At 68.2% G+C, this 15,499-nt stretch carries 18 protein-coding genes and 1 pseudogene; 10 read left to right on the top strand and 9 right to left on the bottom strand.

Annotated features, from left to right (window positions below; translation table 11 throughout):
• Positions 1-623: 623 nt before the first annotated feature.
• The 5 genes from ABZY44_RS04000 to ABZY44_RS03980 all read right to left on the bottom strand — a co-directional run bounded on the left by ABZY44_RS04000 (position 624) and on the right by ABZY44_RS03980 (position 3,632).
• Complete coding sequence (locus ABZY44_RS04000) at positions 624-812, bottom strand: hypothetical protein (protein WP_356649992.1); 189 nt, start codon at positions 810-812, stop codon at positions 624-626.
• Between the two features lie 63 nt (positions 813-875).
• Entirely contained in the window at positions 876-1,202 is a 327-nt protein-coding gene (locus ABZY44_RS03995; protein WP_356649991.1) for a hypothetical protein, read from the bottom strand.
• Positions 1,199-1,543, bottom strand: coding sequence for a hypothetical protein (locus ABZY44_RS03990; RefSeq protein WP_356649990.1), 345 nt, complete (start codon positions 1,541-1,543; stop codon positions 1,199-1,201). The genes ABZY44_RS03995 and ABZY44_RS03990 overlap by 4 nt, the downstream gene beginning before the upstream one ends.
• A gap of 509 nt (positions 1,544-2,052) precedes the next feature.
• On the bottom strand, positions 2,053-3,033 hold the full coding sequence (locus tag ABZY44_RS03985; protein ID WP_356649989.1) for an NADPH:quinone reductase: 981 nt from the start codon (positions 3,031-3,033) through the stop codon (positions 2,053-2,055).
• 20 nt (positions 3,034-3,053) lie between these two features.
• Positions 3,054-3,632, bottom strand: coding sequence for a PadR family transcriptional regulator (locus tag ABZY44_RS03980; RefSeq protein WP_356649988.1), 579 nt, complete (start codon positions 3,630-3,632; stop codon positions 3,054-3,056).
• A 126-nt stretch (positions 3,633-3,758) separates the two neighbouring features.
• On the opposite strand from ABZY44_RS03980, the gene ABZY44_RS03975 reads away from it, so the two are divergent.
• The 5 genes from ABZY44_RS03975 (at position 3,759) to ABZY44_RS03955 (ending at position 7,219) form a co-directional block, all read left to right on the top strand.
• A complete protein-coding gene (locus ABZY44_RS03975; RefSeq protein ID WP_356649987.1) occupies positions 3,759-4,151 on the top strand; it encodes an ester cyclase in 393 nt (130 codons plus the stop codon).
• A 726-nt stretch (positions 4,152-4,877) separates the two neighbouring features.
• Complete coding sequence (locus ABZY44_RS03970; protein ID WP_356649986.1) at positions 4,878-5,012, top strand: hypothetical protein; 135 nt, start codon at positions 4,878-4,880, stop codon at positions 5,010-5,012.
• 310 nt (positions 5,013-5,322) lie between these two features.
• Positions 5,323-5,676: a ribosomal protein L7/L12 gene (locus ABZY44_RS03965; protein ID WP_356649985.1), complete on the top strand. Its 354-nt coding sequence runs from the start codon at positions 5,323-5,325 to the stop codon at positions 5,674-5,676.
• Between the two features lie 201 nt (positions 5,677-5,877).
• Entirely contained in the window at positions 5,878-6,246 is a 369-nt protein-coding gene (locus ABZY44_RS03960) for a hypothetical protein (RefSeq protein ID WP_356649984.1), read from the top strand.
• A gap of 454 nt (positions 6,247-6,700) precedes the next feature.
• A complete protein-coding gene (locus ABZY44_RS03955; RefSeq protein ID WP_356649983.1) occupies positions 6,701-7,219 on the top strand; it encodes a hypothetical protein in 519 nt (172 codons plus the stop codon).
• Between the two features lie 231 nt (positions 7,220-7,450).
• Here ABZY44_RS03955 and ABZY44_RS03950 read toward each other — a convergent pair whose 3' ends face one another.
• On the bottom strand, positions 7,451-8,440 hold the full coding sequence (locus tag ABZY44_RS03950) for a YafY family protein (protein ID WP_356649982.1): 990 nt from the start codon (positions 8,438-8,440) through the stop codon (positions 7,451-7,453).
• A 94-nt stretch (positions 8,441-8,534) separates the two neighbouring features.
• Here ABZY44_RS03950 and ABZY44_RS03945 point away from each other — a divergent pair, with 94 nt between their 5' ends.
• Together ABZY44_RS03945 and ABZY44_RS03940 are read left to right on the top strand one after the other, a co-directional pair.
• Entirely contained in the window at positions 8,535-8,948 is a 414-nt protein-coding gene (locus ABZY44_RS03945; RefSeq protein ID WP_356649981.1) for a VOC family protein, read from the top strand.
• Between the two features lie 134 nt (positions 8,949-9,082).
• Positions 9,083-9,868, top strand: coding sequence for a hypothetical protein (locus ABZY44_RS03940; RefSeq protein WP_356649980.1), 786 nt, complete (start codon positions 9,083-9,085; stop codon positions 9,866-9,868).
• A gap of 292 nt (positions 9,869-10,160) precedes the next feature.
• Here ABZY44_RS03940 and ABZY44_RS03935 read toward each other — a convergent pair whose 3' ends face one another.
• Together ABZY44_RS03935 and ABZY44_RS03930 are read right to left on the bottom strand one after the other, a co-directional pair.
• A complete protein-coding gene (locus ABZY44_RS03935; protein WP_356649979.1) occupies positions 10,161-11,690 on the bottom strand; it encodes a serine hydrolase in 1,530 nt (509 codons plus the stop codon).
• Between the two features lie 220 nt (positions 11,691-11,910).
• On the bottom strand, positions 11,911-12,777 hold the full coding sequence (locus tag ABZY44_RS03930) for a LysR family transcriptional regulator (RefSeq protein ID WP_356649978.1): 867 nt from the start codon (positions 12,775-12,777) through the stop codon (positions 11,911-11,913).
• 94 nt (positions 12,778-12,871) lie between these two features.
• Here ABZY44_RS03930 and ABZY44_RS03925 point away from each other — a divergent pair.
• The 3 genes and pseudogenes from ABZY44_RS03925 to ABZY44_RS03915 all read left to right on the top strand — a co-directional run bounded on the left by ABZY44_RS03925 (position 12,872) and on the right by ABZY44_RS03915 (position 14,918).
• Positions 12,872-13,601: pseudogene (locus tag ABZY44_RS03925) on the top strand (SDR family NAD(P)-dependent oxidoreductase).
• Positions 13,602-13,839: 238 nt separating this feature from the next.
• Positions 13,840-14,172, top strand: coding sequence for a metalloregulator ArsR/SmtB family transcription factor (locus ABZY44_RS03920; RefSeq protein WP_356649977.1), 333 nt, complete (start codon positions 13,840-13,842; stop codon positions 14,170-14,172).
• Complete coding sequence (locus tag ABZY44_RS03915; protein ID WP_356649976.1) at positions 14,169-14,918, top strand: DUF2071 domain-containing protein; 750 nt, start codon at positions 14,169-14,171, stop codon at positions 14,916-14,918. The genes ABZY44_RS03920 and ABZY44_RS03915 overlap by 4 nt, the downstream gene beginning before the upstream one ends.
• A 135-nt stretch (positions 14,919-15,053) precedes the next feature.
• Here the strand turns inward: ABZY44_RS03915 and ABZY44_RS03910 are convergent, their stop codons facing one another.
• On the bottom strand, positions 15,054-15,491 hold the full coding sequence (locus ABZY44_RS03910; RefSeq protein WP_356649975.1) for a cytidine deaminase: 438 nt from the start codon (positions 15,489-15,491) through the stop codon (positions 15,054-15,056).
• Positions 15,492-15,499 lie beyond the last annotated feature (8 nt).

The raw sequence follows: 15,499 nt of genomic DNA, 5'->3' as shown, positions 1-15,499 counted from the left end.
CTCGACCGGTAACGCACGAGTCCGGGAAATGGAGGTGTGCCGGCTCCTGACCTGCACAGGCAGGATCACTCCATGTCGACTGACATGAGCGGAATGATCGAATGCCGGCCAGGGGCCCGCCTATGGGGCCCCGACGACGAGGACTCTGTATGGGGGGTCGGCATCGATCTCTTCCTCCTGAACAGGGGCCACGCCTACGACGGCCTGGCCTGCCTCTTCGGAATCCGCAACTCCTACGGCTTCCGGTCTCTGGCGGAAGATCGTGGCTTCCCGGACGACGCGTCGGATGGGCTGCGAGCTGAGTTCGCTGGCTACGGCGGCCCCCACGAGGTGCACGGGGCCACCTGGCTGACCTGGGCCGAGCTGGACACCACGGACTGGCAGGAACCAACGCCTCAGGCACACGGACCCGCGCCGCAGCCGCAGGGATCGACACCGACTGGGGCCGGGTCTGGAGCGTCATGCGCATCCTCAGTGAAATCCACGGAGCCGAGAACGTGCGCCTCGTCGTCTGGTTCCACTGACTCGCGGCTGAGCAAGCGGTTGGCCAAGATCAATTGAGACGCCGGCGGCCGAGAATCTCAGATGATCTGGTCCTGGATGGTTGGACGCCGGGTGTTGTCTCAGATGATCTGGTCCGGTGACCTCGCTTCGAGCTGGTACCAGGTCTGGGCGATCAGCCACGACTGGTAGTCCCTGAAGATCCTGGCGAGGCTGTCGATGTACCGGTCGTACAGATCGGTGAAGCACAGGGCCGCAGCGGCGTCATCCGCCGGCCGCTCACCCACCCACACAGCAAGGTCATAACTCATGGGCGCAGCCTGCCACCCCTCACCGACACTGTTCTTGATCAGAGGCCGCAGCAGTGGACGTGCTCAGGAAGGATGTCGCCGCTGACGATCCTGAAGCTGCCGACGGGCGGTCGACCAAACGATCTCGAACTCATCGGCCGACCTCCAGTGTGGGTCGTGCCCTTCCCACTCGGAGATGGGTAGTTCCGCAGTCAGACCGTAGACACTCTCGTAGTCAGCCAGCCGACCGGCGCTCTGGGCTTCTTGCCACTCGGTCAGCGACGCAGCGGCCAGAGCCCTGCTGCCGGGCTCCTGCAACTCGACTTGCCGGATCACGTGCCCATCCATATCCAGCTCGAAGTAGAAGCAGACGGCCTCCTCGTCCCAGAAGCAGCGAAGCCAGAGCGTCACTGGTTCACCATGTCGAAGGGCTCGTCGTGCCAGCGCCAGCCGGCGGTGCCGTCGTCGTGGATGTTCAGCATGAACTCGGCGACGGGATTCCCGTCGGGAAACGTCAGGGTGAGCGCACTGCGGATCCGGAAGTAGCACTCGTCGATCTGTTCCCATGCTTCCTCGTCGATGGCCCGCTCCTGCTCCGTGAACAGCGGACGGAACTCTTCAAAGCCGGGAAGTGTCTCGACGTTGGCGTGCATCCAGGGCCAATCGGCGCCGGTCACCGCCAGCCGGGCAACCTCATGGTCGCCGCGGTGGAGCCGCCAGACACTGCCGGTGGCCAGATTCGGGTTGCTCATCTCGCCATGATGGCGATCACCACTGACCTTGCGATCCCCATCGCGTCCCTCAACGGCCGCCGGACCTCGACCCCATCCTCCACCCAGGTCGCATCGAAGCCCGCCACCTCCAGCAGGGCCTCATCGGAAAGCGCACGCGTCCGGTGAGACCGGACAGACACCAGCACCAACGGACCAGATCATCTGAGACGACGAGCGAATCGGATCAGATCATCTGAGAGAGGGACCAGATCACCTGAGACGGGATACCTGTGACTGCCCCTCGTCATCCAATCGAGTCGTTTGACAGCGAACCCAGTCGTTTCGGCTTCTTTGACAGCGAAGCTAGTCGGCCGGTCAGCGGCCGGTGTCGTACAGAGCCGCGGTGAACTACTCGTCGGTGACGGGCTCCAGCCAGGTGGTCTCGTAACCGCTGCTGTCGCCGACGACCATTGCGATGTGGAACATGAGGGTGGGGTCTGTGGCGCCATGCAAGTGCGCAACCGCGTTGACAGCGAACCCGGTCGTTTCTAGGGGATGGTGACCAGAATGCGTCCGTGGCCACTGCCGGCGTCGACCTGGTCGTGGGCCTTGGCGATGTCGTCCAGCGGGTAACGGTCGCCGACCGCGACGGTGAGGGCGCTGACGGCGGCTGCGGAGGTGAGGTCGCGGGCGGCCTGGTGCTTGGCCCCGGTGGGGAAGTCGTCGCTGCCGAGCAGTCGCAGGGTGACGTTGTTGAACAGCAGGGGCCAGAAGGGGATTTCGGTGCGGTCCGTGCGGGTGGCGTAGGCGGCGATGACGGCGTTGTTGGCGGCGACGGCGTTGTCGAGGTCGGCGTTGTCGGACAGCGCGACCTCGATGATCCGGTCGACGCCCCGCGGCGCGTACGAGCGGATGGCCGCGGCGGGGTCGCCGGTGTCCAGGGCGACGGCGTGGGAGACGACGGCCGGGTCGATGTGGTCGAGGTCCGCGGTGCGGCGGACGGTGGCGATCACAGTCGCGCCGGCCCAGTGGGCGAGCTGGGCGGCCAGGGAGCCGACGCCGCCGAGGACTCCGTGGACCAGGACCAGTTCGCCGTCGACCGGACCGTCGGCGAAGACGGTGCGGTGGGCGGTGATGCCGGGGATGCCGAGGCTCGCGCCCAACTCGTCACTGAGGTGGTCGGGCAGGGGTACGGCCTGGTGATCCGGTACGACGGTGTACTGGGCGGCCGTGCCGAAGGGACGGTAGGACTGGGCTCCGTACACCCAGACCCGCTGTCCAACGCGGCGGGCTTCGCCTCCGGTGCCGACGGCGTCGATGACTCCGGCTGCGTCGCTGTGCGGGATCACCCGCGGGAAGGGCATCGACGAGCCGAGCCAGCCGCGCCGCTTCTTGGTGTCGCCGGGGTTGACGCCCGAGACGGTGACACGGACGCGGACCTCGCCGGGGCCGGGGACAGGATCAGGGAGTTCACCGACGTGCAGGACATCGGCGGCGGGGCCCTGGTCGTCGTACCAGGAAGCAAGCACGGGGGTACCTCCGTGGGCAGTCAGCCCGCGGGAGCGGCGGGCGCATGCGGATCGCTGTCGGTGTATGCGGTGTCGAATGCGGGCGGTTCCTCTCCGAGGGCTTCGCGCAGCCAGGTCCGTTCGGCGCGACTGGTGGCGCGGGCGGTGAGCAGCATGCCCCGCCGGTAGGGGTCGGCGACTTCCTCGGCACGCAGGGGCCGGTCGTGGTCGTAGAAGAAGCTCGCCGGTTCTTCCAGGAACTCCAGCCGTCTGCGCAGCACCGCGTGCTGTTCGGCTACGTCGGGCAGGTGGGAGAGGAAGGCCAGGACGATGTAGAACCGGGTGAAGTCGGTGATCTCGTGGGCGGCGGGCTGGCGCAGACGCTGAAGCATGTCGGCCCGCCCGGCCGCGGTCAGGCTGAGCACGTACCGTGCCGCCCCCGCGGCCGGGTCTGTGCGCCGCTCGATCAAGCCCGCCCTGGTCAGGCGATTGATCGCCGGATACAGGCTGCCGTCACTGACCGGCCGCGTATAGCCGGTCAGCTGTGAGACGCGGCGGCGCAGCTCGTGTCCAGGCAGGGGTCCCTCGGCGAGGAAGCCGAGTATCGCGAGTTCCAGCATGAGTCCATCTTCGCACGGGGACATCGAATCGATGTGAACATCGATTCGATGTTAGGCTCGCAGGTACCTGCCCAAACGTCTCTGGAGAGGCACAGCACGATGCCATCGCAGTCCACCGAGTCAGTAATGAACCGTTTCGTCGAGTTCATCAACACGGGCAACGAGGATCTCGCCCGCGAGGTCATTTCTCCGGACGCGGTGTTCCACGCGCCAAGCCACCCGGAACCACTGCGAGGGCCCGATGGGTACTTGGAAGTCATCGGGATGATGCGCAGCGCCTTCCCCGACGTCCAGTGGACGCTGGAGGAGACGGTCACCGAAGGCGACACTGTGGCCGCGCGGTTCACTATGCGGGGAACCCACGACGGTGAATTCTTCGGGATCCCGGCGAGCGGCAACAAGATCTCGGTGCAGGCCATGAACTTCTACTACCTGGCCGACGGCCGGATCGTCGGCGAACGGGGCCAGCCCGATCTCCTTGGGGTGATGCAGCAGATCGGTGCCGCACCGGCGCCGTGAGCCCAGTCGTGCTGGGTACCCTTTTTTTGGCGCGGAGCTACCGCTCCCAGGGGCCCGTACGTCGCCGTGGCGAAGGGCGAAGGCACGGGCGGCCGCAAACCAGAGGGTTCGGGCCGAAGGCAGGTCACGCGACCGCGTTGACAGAGAAGTTAGTTTGGGCAGGTCAGCGGCTTCGGCCGGACTAACTTCGCTGTCAAAGGACAGTGACTGAGTGTCCTGCGTCATTGAAGTTGATCTTTGCCATCGAAGTTTGATCGTCAGTGACTTCGTGACACCGAAGTCTGAGCTCCTAAGCGTGTGTGCTGGTCACAGGCCCGGAAGCCAATGGGTGCTGGGGGTGACGGTCATACGATCCGGTCGTTACGCATGCCATGAAGATCACCTCCCGCATCCCTCGCCGTGGCCGCTGTGGAGGAACATCAACTAGTTCCGAGGCGGTCGCGGACTGCGTCCTGGGCCGCCGCGTGTAGCGGTGGCCCAAGACGGTCCCGTCCGCGCTCCGCACGATTACTCGGACTTCGATGGCACACGCTGAAACTCCCGTGACACAGGACACTGAGCGCCGCAGTTGGCCCCTGAGCGTGATGCGTGGCACGGCTGGGCGTTCTGGGTGTCCTGAGGCTTCAGTCGGCCAGGTCGACGGCCGCCCGGACGCGCAGGCTATGTGCGGTGTAGCCACCCCGCCCTGTCGTCGTCCGCGAAGTGGACTTCGACAGCGGAGTCCGTGTGCTCGACGAAGACTTCGACAGGGACCTCGTCGTCGCCGAACGCGCCGAGCAGGACGAACTCGTGGAAGCCCTCGTGTCCGACTTCCTTGGCGACGACGACGAACTCATCAGGGTCGACAACGAGAGCGACTAGCGGCTTTCCCAGAAGTGCCGGTCACGGGTGGCCGACCCCGGTGTGGCTGCACGGCCCCGCACCTTGGCGGGGCGCGAAGTGAGCACGCAGTTGGCCAAACGGGCCAACTGCGACGCTCAGTCACAGAGACTTAGCGCTCTACCTGTCCCTTTAGCGTTGTAGTTGGCTCCTGTGAGCTCTAGTTGTCCCGCCGGCGTGCGCGGCTGGTTGGGCCATCCTGATCTGGATCCGGCGATAGCCTGCTGGGCGTACCCTCCACCCGCCCACAGCGCTCAGCAGTTGCCGTGATGGTTCACTTGCCGGACAGCTCGTGGACGGCCGGGGAGGGTGCGTGGAAGAGCCAGGATTCCGTGTGCTGCTGACAGAAGCAGGAGACCGGAAAATGGAGGCAGTCCGTGCGATACGGGCGGTCACTGGCCTCAGTCTCTGGAACAGCAAGCTTCTGCTCGCCGGCGCACCCGTAGAGATTGAGGCAGCCGGCTGGTTCGAAGCCGCTGTCGAGGCGGCTCGGACCCTTGAGGACGCAGGCGCCCGCACCAGACTGCTCTGCGATTGCTGCGGCCGCACCATCAGGCGGGGAGCCTTCCCCCTCAACGCGGCGCAGTGGACGGAACCATGGCCCCTCGAGACCTGCTGGGCAAGTGGCCTGCCCGCAGCGATCTGAAATCGTGTTAGACGACTCTCAGCGTGTTCATGAAGCGGGGTGACGGCGACATTCCCGTTGCACACGGGATGTAGCTGTGTCCGGGATCGGGCTGTCTCTTCGTGCACGACGACACGGTGAACAGGGACGTTTCATGGGGCCGTCGTTCGTTCCAAAGAGCTCGACGTGGGGCCGTGCCGACGGGGCCGGTACTGTACAGACGTGGATCACCCCGCCCGGCAGTACTACAACCCGCAACTGACAGCGGACGAAGAGCGCGTCCTGCTGCGGAGGAACTACCTGCTCAACCAGACAGGTCAAGCGGCGCTGGGACTCATCGGGCCGCACCTTCGCGGTATCGCGGTAGAGCCTCGCCCGGCAGAGATCGTCCTCCACTTCGCCATCACCGCACGCACTGCTGAGGTGGAAGAAGACCTCGACGACATCATCTTCGAGCTCGAGGTGTTCCTCGGCGGCGGACCCGAACAACGTTCGGAGATCACAGCCGAGGTTCATGTTGGTAGGCCAGACGCTGCGTGGCCCGGGCGCCGGCACGCTCTGCTCTACGTCGCGAAGCCGGAAACCGGGTGACCGAGGCCCAGGGGTTCTGACGTTTCCTCGTCCAGGGCCAACGGCGCCTTGAGCGACATGATCCTTTGGCATTGGCCAGGTTGGCGGTACTTCGTCCGTGCTCGGAGCCGAGCACAGCTTTGCCGCGGAGGCTGCCGGTGCTGTCTCCATCGCAGGCCCTCGAGTACGTGAGGGCGTTGCTGCAGGCCGATGCCCCGGCCCACCTTGTGGCTGTCGCCGTTGAACAACTCATCGAACCCACGAACCCTGTGCTCGCCGTGCAGACCATCCGCCAAGGAAGGCTCGGCTAGTGGATCTGACTCACGACGGTTGACTTCATTGGGAAGCCCTCTAGCGTCGCAGTTGGCCCAGTGCGCGTTCTAGGTGGCCCGGCTGAGCGTCGCGGCGGGCCCTCGAAGACAGGCGTCTCATCTGCGATTTTGGTCATCTGAGCCACTAAGTGATCCTGATCGGTATGCACCATGCGCTCACTCACTGGGACAGCCCCTTCATCAACTTCAGGGACTTCGGCTTTCCCGACGGGTGGGAGCACGGCTACCGGTGGGTTCACATCAAGCGCTTCCACCTGCCACCCGCGTCACCGGCCGACCAGGACTTGCTGGCCGCCTTGATCGCCCACCCCGAGTTCCGGGACACATACGACGGAGCCGGCGTCTGGCTCGAACCGCGCCACGGCCAATGGTGGTCCGACCGGATCACTCCCAGCACGTACACGACCCTCGACGAGGCGAGCGCAGCCGGCACGATCCATACATGGGCCACCAGTGGTGCCCCGCTTCCACCAGACCTGGACGCGAGGCTGCAAGAGGCGGTCTACGCCCCAATCCGCCAAGCGACGAGCCGGTACGCACTCGGAGCACTCCCCGAGAACGCACACCACGACTACGGCCCCATCCACACCGAGTTCCATGAACTCGTCCTGATCGACCGCCGCCTCGGCACCCTTGCCCTACTCGTAGCCGCCGACGACTGAGACAGCTACCGCGCCCGAGTCTTCGAACCGGCCGACGCGTCGCGTCACACTGAGCGTCCTACTTGGCCAAGCGGGCCAAGTAGCGCGCTAAGTCACAGGTGTGAGGCTCAGGTGACGGGCGCACGCGACGAACGGGGGATGCAGTGTCTGGCAGGGAAGAGACTCGGCTCCAGTGACGATCTCCAGTACCCCACGGTTGCCGGCAGGTGAGTCTCGCAGTAGACAGCGACGTCAGGCTTGGCGGGCAGAGGCTGCGAGCCGGTCGGCGAGCGCGGTGACCAAGTCTCGGAGTTCGTCCGGTCGCTCGATGACGAACGGCCGGTCGAGCGAGGCGAGTACAGGGGGCAGCCAGTCGAGCCGCTCTGCTCTCACTTCGACCTGGAGCCAGCGCTCGGCGTGCGGATCCGCGCCTTCCGCGGGCGCGGACTCCTCCACGCTCGCGATGCTGGCGGGAAGTCGGGCACGGATCTGTTCGACCGTCCCGTGGATCCGCAGGGTCACTTCGTACCGGTAAGCGGCCTTGGCGAGCCCCGACAGGACGCGCTGTGCCGGATCGAGCCCAGCGGGCGGCTCGAATGAGCCCGGCAGGGTCCTCACGTCCGCGATGCGATCGAGCCGGAAGGTCCGGTCCTGGCCGATCTCTGAATCGGTGCCCGTGACGTACCACCTGCCCGTATGCGTCACGATCCCGTACGGGTGCAGCGTGCGTTCGCTGCGCCGGCCGTCCCGGGCGGTGTACCGGATCGAGATCGGGCGGCGATGGCGTACCGCATCGGCGATGGCGAGCAGGACCCCTGTCTCCGGCGTGGCCGACTCGCCGGGCGGAGCCGTGAAGGCGAGGGACTCCATCACGGCGTCGAGCCGACGGGTCAGACGCTCGGGCAGCACCCGGCGGATCTTGGCCGCCGCCGTCTCGCCCGCCGTGTCGGCCGCCGTCAGCAACCCCGCCCGGCGGCCGGCGACGAGACCGAGCAGCACGGCGAGCGCCTCGTCGTCGTTGAGCATGAGCGGAGGCAGGCGGTACCCGGGGGCGAGCCGGTACCCGCCATAGCGGCCACGGACCGCCTCGACGGGGATGTCGAGGTCGACCAGGTGGTCCACATATCGCCGCACGGTCCGCCCGTCGACGCCGAGCCGGTCGGCGAGTTCGGCCACCGTTCTGATGCCGCCCGACTGCAGGAGTTCCAGGAGGCTGAGCACGCGGCTGGTAGGTCGAGCCATGTCCATGAGCCTAGCGTTGATACCGGACCGATTCTGTCCACTATTTGCTCTAGCGTCCGAGGTGCACCTGCTTCACCAACCTGAGGAGAACACCATGGACTTCGTCTCGACCCGGGTCATCACAGGCGACGTCGCGCGTCTGGTCGACTTCTACGAGCGAGCCACCGGAGTGCGGGCGGAGTGGTCCACCGAGGACTTCGCCGAACTGCGGACCGCCCACGGGACCCTCGCGATCGGCAGCACCCGCACCGTGGCCCTGTTCGCACCCGGCTTGTTCGCACCCGGCTCCGCCCGTCCGGCCGACAACAACACCGTGATCATCGAGTTCCTCGTCGCCGACGTGGACGGCGTGCACCGAAACCTGGCCGATTTCGTCGACGACTTCGTGACCGAGCCCACCACGATGCCCTGGGGCAACCGGTCGCTCCTGCTCCGGGACCCCGACGGCAACCTCGTCAACTTCTTCACCCCTGTCACGCCAGCGGCCGTCCAGAAGTTCGCTCGCTGACGACAGCGCGGCCGCCTGGACGGGGCGCTACCGTCGGAGGTGTCCCCGCCTGCGGACCACGGTGCCGGTCCGGTACGTCTCGCTCGGCCCGGACCGGCCGCCACGCGGGTTTCGGACACACGTACGATGCGCCGATGATCTACCTGTCCATCGACAGCACCTCCGAGGCGTACGAAGCCGGGAGGGCTCTGGGCTTCCTCCTCGGCCCCGCCGTGCTGATGCTCGTACTGTGGTTCGCCACCGCGTCATGGCGGCGGGTCAGTGCGCTGCCTCCCGGCGAAGCCGCCGACGGGCCCACCGCGGCGCTGCGAGTGCGCCGGCGTCGTACGGTTCTGATCATCCTGGGCCTGCTCGGGGCGGGTGCGGTCGTGAGTGCCGTACTCCGGTACGCGCCGGAGCCGCGCGCGGCGGAGACCGCCGGAGCCGCGAGCGGCCCGATGGAAGCCGACGCGGCCCCGACCGGTCCGCGTACGATCACGCCGCCCGCAGCCCTGGATGGCTACCGGCTGATGACAGAGAAGGAGACGGCCTCCTACCGTGAGGTGGAGGCCGGACGCCTTCCCTGTGGCCGCACCTGGTACTACGACCGGGACGATGACGGCCGCGCCGACGGCATCCTCCACATCGACACCACCCAGTGGTCGCAGAAGCTGGCCGAGGAAAAGCGCAGGGACTCGATCACACAGGAGTTCCGGAACTTCTTCGCCGGAGCCAGGAGCAGCGACTCCGCGGAGTACCCCTCCGGCCCGCTCGGCGGCCGTCTGGCATGCGGGCACTACGAGAACAACCCCGCCATGTCCATGTGTGCCTGGAGCGACGCGAGCACCCTCGGCACGTTCGCGCAGAATGGAGTCGGAGAGCTGTCCGAGGCAGCCAGGACCACGCTCGATTTCAGGAACGCATCCGACCAGCGCACCTGAAAGCGCACGGGCATCCGCTCCGTCGAACGCCCCTACAGGGCGCTGAGCAGGGCGGCCGCCCCGCGAACGCGCAGGCTTGCCGCCCCGTGCCCGTCCGCCCCACCCGCCCCGGGTCCGCGCCCGGGCGCGGACCCGGGGTGGTTCAGGCCCGGAACACGGTGCCATCGAGGCCTGGGCCCGCGCTCAGTCGCCATAGGGACGTGGCGCCGCGGTTGGCCGGGGCAGCGGTCCAGCCGCCATCCACCTCGCGGCCCCCTTCGCCCGGTCGTCGAGACGTTGGTGAAGGAAGCGCCTAGCCGGCCTTTTCGAAGGTGCCCAGCCCGTTGGTGTCCAGGTACTCCACGCGCATCCGGCCGTCGGTGAAGGTCACCCCGGTGCGTCCGACCGCGTTCTCGCCGGCGGTCTCGAAGCTGAAGGTGTTCCCGTCGTAGTGGGTGAGCGGGTAGTTCTGCGGCTTCGGTCCCAGGTGCAGGACCAGTCCGCCGTCCGGGCCGGCGGTGACGGCGGCCCGCCCGTAGAACGGGTTGGTGTACGCACCGGTGTACGCGCTGTCCGAGCGGGCCGGCTTCGGGTGGGCGGGCGGCTTGGCGTAGTCCGTGTCCGAGCCGCCCTCGTTGAGCTGCTCCGCGTAGGACTTGGCCACGACGGGCAGCCAGTCCCGGGTGGGCTTGCCGTGCTCGGCGGTGTCGAAGAAGTTGAGGGCGATGGTGTCGGGGAGGCCCGAGGGGGCGCCGTTGGTCAGCACCACGATGGCGAGCTTCTCGGCGGGGACCAGGGTGACGTTGGTGTTGGCGCCGAGGGCGAAGGCGCCGGAGTGGCTCAGGCGCAGTCGGCCGTGGTCGTCGTAGCGCACGTTCCAGCCCAGGCCGTAGTAGCCGGGCTGGGCGTTCGGTTCGGCGGCGGGTTGGCTGATGCTGTGCGGGACGTGGGTCTCGGCCAGGCCGGCGCTGTTGACGACCTGCTTGCCGTCGATCTTTCCGGCGCCCATCTGGAGGCGCAGCCAGCGGGCCATGTCCCGGGCGTTCGAGCTGACGCCGCCGGCTGCGGTCTGCGCGTCGGCGTCGCGGACGTAGAGGGGCTTCCAGGTGCCGTCGCCGGTCTTGACGTGGGTGAGGGCGCGGTCGGCCGCCTTCTCGTAGTCGCTGAAGCGGGAGCTGGTGTGCGTCATCCCGGCGGGCTTGTACAGCAGGTCGTCGGAGAGCTTGTCCCAGGGCACGCCCTTGGCCTTGGCGACGGCCTCGGCGGCCGCGGTGAAGCCGAAGTTGGTGTACGCGTAGCTGGTGCGGAACGGGCTGAGGGGCTCGTAGCGCAGGTGGGACAGGATGTACGACTGGTCGTAGCCCAGGTCCTCGAGGAGGTCTCCGGAGTGGTCGGGCAGGCCCGAGCGGTGCGCGAGCAGGTCGGCCGCCGTGACGTGCGAGCTGACCCAGGGGTCCTTGACGGTGACCCCCTTGAGCGGGTCGTCGAAGCCGTCGGCGTCGAGGGCCTGGGCCAGGACGGTCGTGGCCACCGGTTTGGAGACCGAGGCGAGCTGGAAGACGGTGTCCGGGCCGACCTTCTCGCCGGGGACTTCGGTGCTGCGGACACCGAAGCCCTTGAGGTAGACGACCTTGTCGTCGTGGACGACGGCCACCGAGACACCGGGCACACCGGTGCGCCGTATGCCGTCCTGCACCTGCGTGTCCAGGGTGTCCAGGGCCTTCGCCACGTCGAAGCCGCCGGGGCTCGGCGACGGTGCGGCGGCACCGGTCCCGGCCGCCAGGGCGAGGCCGGCGGCCACTGCCAGTGCCCTGCGCTTGCTGTTACGTCGCATACGTCGCATACGTCCATTGAACGCTGGCCCAGCAGGGGGCGCCTGGGCAGAGCCCGGGGGTACGAAATGCAGGTGGGGCGGCGTAGTTCTACCCCGCCCTCGCCGAGGTGGACCCGGTCGTCCTCGACAAGAAACGCGAACGGCGCCACGTGAAGTGCGGTGCGGTGCGGTGCGGTGCAATGCACAGCCACACACCGATGGCGAGCCGGGACACGACGGGGGGACCTGGTCAGGGATGCGGGAACGGGGAGAGGCGTGTCGCAGTCCGGACGAGGTCGGCGACGGCTCGGGACCGGCTGTGCGGTGGCCAGGCGATCACGGTGGTGACGGTCGGCGCGTCCAGCACGGGCACGGCGGCGAGGTCACCGTGGAGTCGAGCCCGGCACGACTCCGGTGAGACCGCGCAAGCACGGCCGAGCGCGACGAGCTGCAACAACTGCGCGTGGTCGCGGACCTGCGGGCCGGGACCGGGCGGGTAGGTGCCGTCGGGGTCGGGCCAGCGTGGCAGGGGCAGGCCCGGCAGCCCGGTGATGTCGTTCATGTGCACATGGGCCCGGGCGGTGAGCGGATGCCCGGCCGGCAGGACCACGACCTGGCCCTCCGTGCTGAGCTCTTCGGTGTGGAACCCGGCCGTCGAGTCGAACGGCCGGTACAGCAGCGCCACGTCGGCCCGGCCCTCGCGCAGGAGTCGTTGCTGCTCGGCAGGGCCGCACAGGATGACGTCGACGGGGACCGCGTCGGGTTCTGCGGCGTACGCGTCGAGCAGTTTCGCCAGCAGCTCCGGGGACGCGCTGGCCTTCGTGACCAGGACCAGGCCGGGACGCCCGGTCACGGAACGTGCGGCGCGGCGGGTCCGGCGCTCGGCGGCCTCGACCGCGTCGAGGGCCGCCCGGCCCTCGACCAGCAGCACCCCTCCTGCCTCGGTCAGCGTGACGGTGCGGCTGGTCCGGTCCAGCAGCGGGGCCCCGAGCCGGCGTTCGAGCTGCTGGATCGCCCGTGACAGAGGAGGCTGTGCGATCCCGAGTCGCTGCGCGGCGCGCCCGAAGTGCAGCTCTTCAGCGACAGCGACGAAATATCGCAGTTCCCGGGTCTCCATGCGGCCACGCTACTCCGGATCCATACCTGGACGGTATCGCTGCCCACCCGATCGGTGTTGGACCGCCACCGGCGTCCGAGGCAGCATCGTCTCCATGAGCGAACGGACGATTGCGCTGGTCACCGGCGCGAACAAGGGAATCGGCTACGAGATCGCCGCGGGCCTGGGAGCCCTCGGCTGGAGCGTGGGGGTCGGCGCCCGCGACGATCAGCGCCGTCAGGCCGCGGTGGACGGACTGCGCGCGGCCGGCGTCGACGCGTTCGGCGTACCGATGGACGTGACCGACGATGCGAGCGCGACCGCCGCCGCACGGCTGATCGAGGAGCGGGCCGGGCGCCTCGACGTGCTCGTCAACAACGCCGGCATCGCCGGAGGGATGCCGCAGGAGCCCACCCGGGTCGATCCCGCCACCATCCGGACGGTCGTGGAGACCAACGTGATCGGCGTCATCCGCGTCACCAACGCGATGCTGCCGCTGCTGCGCCGCTCCGCCTCACCGCGGATCGTGAACATGTCCAGCAGCGTCGGCTCCCTCACCCGGCAGTCAGGAACCGCTGCCGAGCAGACGACGGGTCTGGTGGCCGCGGCGTACGCGCCGTCGAAGACGTTCCTGAACGCCGTCACCCTCCAGTACGCCCTGGAGCTGAGCGGCACGAACATCCTCATCAACGCCGGCTGTCCCGGCTACGTAGCGACCGACCTCAACGGCTTCCGCGGCGTGCGCACCCCCGCAGGGCGCGGCGATCGCCATCGAACTCGCGACCCTGCCCGACGGCGGCCCGACCGGCAAGTTCTTCGACGACGCCGGCGCAGTGCCCTGGTGATGGGCACGGCGGACGGGTGAGCCGCCCGCGGGTGGTTTCCGGGGTGCCTTCTGGAATCGACGACGGCCCGGGCCAGGAACCGTCCTGTTCGCCTCCACCACCACGTACACGGCGCAGACGCGTGGCCGGAACCGGCAGGAGGGGCAAGTCCCGTCCGGGCCGGGGCCGGCCCAGGAGGGGGCAGGACGATTCACGGACACGGTTGTTAGATATTTAGCCATGATGTTAAATACGGGCCATGGCAGAAGCTCAGGACGAGGCAGGGGCCTTCCGCGCCCTCGCCGACCCGACGAGGCGTCAGATCCTCGAGGACCTCAGAGGCGGCGAGCTCGCTGCCGGCGAGATCGCGAGCAGGTTCCCGATCAGTGCGCCTTCCGTCTCACGGCACCTCGGCGTGCTCAAGGGAGCCGGTCTGGTCACCGAGCGCCGGGAAGGCAACCGGATCCTTTACACACTGGCCGAGGAGCGCCTGGCGATCTGCATCGGCCGGTTCCTCAGCGCCGTCTGCCCCGAGCAGATCGTGCTGCGACACACCACATGGCGCCACGGGGCGCAGAGCGAGGAATCATGAGACAGCCGCGATTGTCCAGCGTCATCGAACGACGGCTCCTGGTGAACTACCGCGTCGACCCGGATGCCGCGGCACGCCTGCTCCCCGGGCCGCTGCGCCCGCAACTGGTGCAGGGTCACGCGGTCGCGGGCATCTGCCTGCTGCGCCTGGGAAACGTCCGGCCGGCCTGGGCACCCGAGCCGTTGGGGCTCCGGAGCGAGAACGCGGCGCATCGGATCGCCGTCGAATGGGACGGACCCGACGGCCTCGAGACCGGCGTCTACATTCCGCGGAGGGACACCGCCTCGCGGCTCAACGCGTGGGCCGGAGGCCGCGTCTTCCCCGGTGAGCACGGTCGCGCCGATTTCGACGTGCGCGAGACACCCCGCCAGGTGCGAGTCGCCATGGCGAGCCGGGACGGCGACACGCACGTGGATGTCACCGTCGAGCTGTCCGACGAGCTACGAGCCAGCAAGCTCTTCGCCGACCTCGCAGAGGCTTCCCGGTTCTTCCAGGCGGGGACACGGGGCCTCTCGCCCACCAGGTCCGGACGTCACATGGACGGCATGGAGCTCGAAACCGACGCCTGGCACGTGGAAGCCGGCGAAGTCCGCTCCGTCGCGTCGTCCTTCTTCGACGACCCGGACCGCTTCCCCCCGGGGACCGCGACGCTGGACTGCGCTCTGATCATGCGTCATGTCCCGGCCTCCTGGCGGCCGCTTCCGGTCATGGCGACGAACCGGGACGCTGAACTCGTCACGTTCTGACCTCGTCGTCACGGAAGAGCCGCCACAAGGCGGTAGTTGGCCCGCGCTGCGGAGATTCCCGTTCATCCCGTGCCGCGTCAGGCCACGTTCGCCTGTTCGTGTGCTCGTGCGCTCGTGCGCTCGTGTCCGGCGTCGTCAGCTCGTGCTGAGCGGTTCGGTTTCCGCGGCGTCGAGCTGGTGGTCGGCCCAGACGTAGCTTTCGGGGAGCAGGTCGGTGAGGGAGACGGTCCGTGTCCCGTGACCGGCCCCGACGATGACCTTCAGGGCCGGGAAGTAGTCGAGGAGGACCTGGCGGCACCGTCCGCAGGGGGAAACGACTCCCCGGTCGCGGTCGCCCACGGCAACGATCGTATCCAGCTCGTAGACGCCTTGGGCGGCTGCCGTACCGAGGAGGACCAGCTCGGCGCAGGGGCCGCCGGTGAAGTGGTAGGCGTTCACCGCGGTGACGATCCGGCCGTCCTGGGTACGGGCCGCGGCCGCCATGGTGTGGTTGTCGCCCCGGCAACGCGTGCGCGCGACGTGGGCCGCGGCCTCGATGAGTTCGCGGTCGACGGGGGGAGCGTGCGTGGTCATGTTCTCTG

Source organism: Streptomyces sp. NPDC006544, assembly GCF_040611715.1.
In the GTDB taxonomy this organism is placed as follows: Bacteria; Actinomycetota; Actinomycetes; order Streptomycetales; family Streptomycetaceae; genus Streptomyces.
Note: the sequence above shows the minus strand (reverse complement) of the source record. Positions and strands in the feature narration are given on the sequence as shown.

Excerpts from the sequence above, each read along its gene's own strand:
- ABZY44_RS04000 (WP_356649992.1), bottom strand. The coding sequence starts at position 812 with ATGAGTTATGACCTTGCTGTGTGGGTGGGTGAGCGGCCGGCGGATGAC.
- ABZY44_RS03990 (WP_356649990.1), bottom strand. The coding sequence starts at position 1,543 with ATGAGCAACCCGAATCTGGCCACCGGCAGTGTCTGGCGGCTCCACCGC.
- ABZY44_RS03980 (WP_356649988.1), bottom strand. The coding sequence starts at position 3,632 with ATGCTGGAACTCGCGATACTCGGCTTCCTCGCCGAGGGACCCCTGCCT.
- ABZY44_RS03975 (WP_356649987.1), top strand. The coding sequence starts at position 3,759 with ATGAACCGTTTCGTCGAGTTCATCAACACGGGCAACGAGGATCTCGCC.
- ABZY44_RS03955 (WP_356649983.1), top strand. The coding sequence starts at position 6,701 with ATGCACCATGCGCTCACTCACTGGGACAGCCCCTTCATCAACTTCAGG.
- ABZY44_RS03950 (WP_356649982.1), bottom strand. The coding sequence starts at position 8,440 with ATGGCTCGACCTACCAGCCGCGTGCTCAGCCTCCTGGAACTCCTGCAG.
- ABZY44_RS03945 (WP_356649981.1), top strand. The coding sequence starts at position 8,535 with ATGGACTTCGTCTCGACCCGGGTCATCACAGGCGACGTCGCGCGTCTG.
- ABZY44_RS03940 (WP_356649980.1), top strand. The coding sequence starts at position 9,083 with ATGATCTACCTGTCCATCGACAGCACCTCCGAGGCGTACGAAGCCGGG.
- ABZY44_RS03935 (WP_356649979.1), bottom strand. The coding sequence starts at position 11,690 with ATGCGACGTATGCGACGTAACAGCAAGCGCAGGGCACTGGCAGTGGCC.
- ABZY44_RS03930 (WP_356649978.1), bottom strand. The coding sequence starts at position 12,777 with ATGGAGACCCGGGAACTGCGATATTTCGTCGCTGTCGCTGAAGAGCTG.
- ABZY44_RS03920 (WP_356649977.1), top strand. The coding sequence starts at position 13,840 with ATGGCAGAAGCTCAGGACGAGGCAGGGGCCTTCCGCGCCCTCGCCGAC.
- ABZY44_RS03915 (WP_356649976.1), top strand. The coding sequence starts at position 14,169 with ATGAGACAGCCGCGATTGTCCAGCGTCATCGAACGACGGCTCCTGGTG.
- ABZY44_RS03910 (WP_356649975.1), bottom strand. The coding sequence starts at position 15,491 with ATGACCACGCACGCTCCCCCCGTCGACCGCGAACTCATCGAGGCCGCG.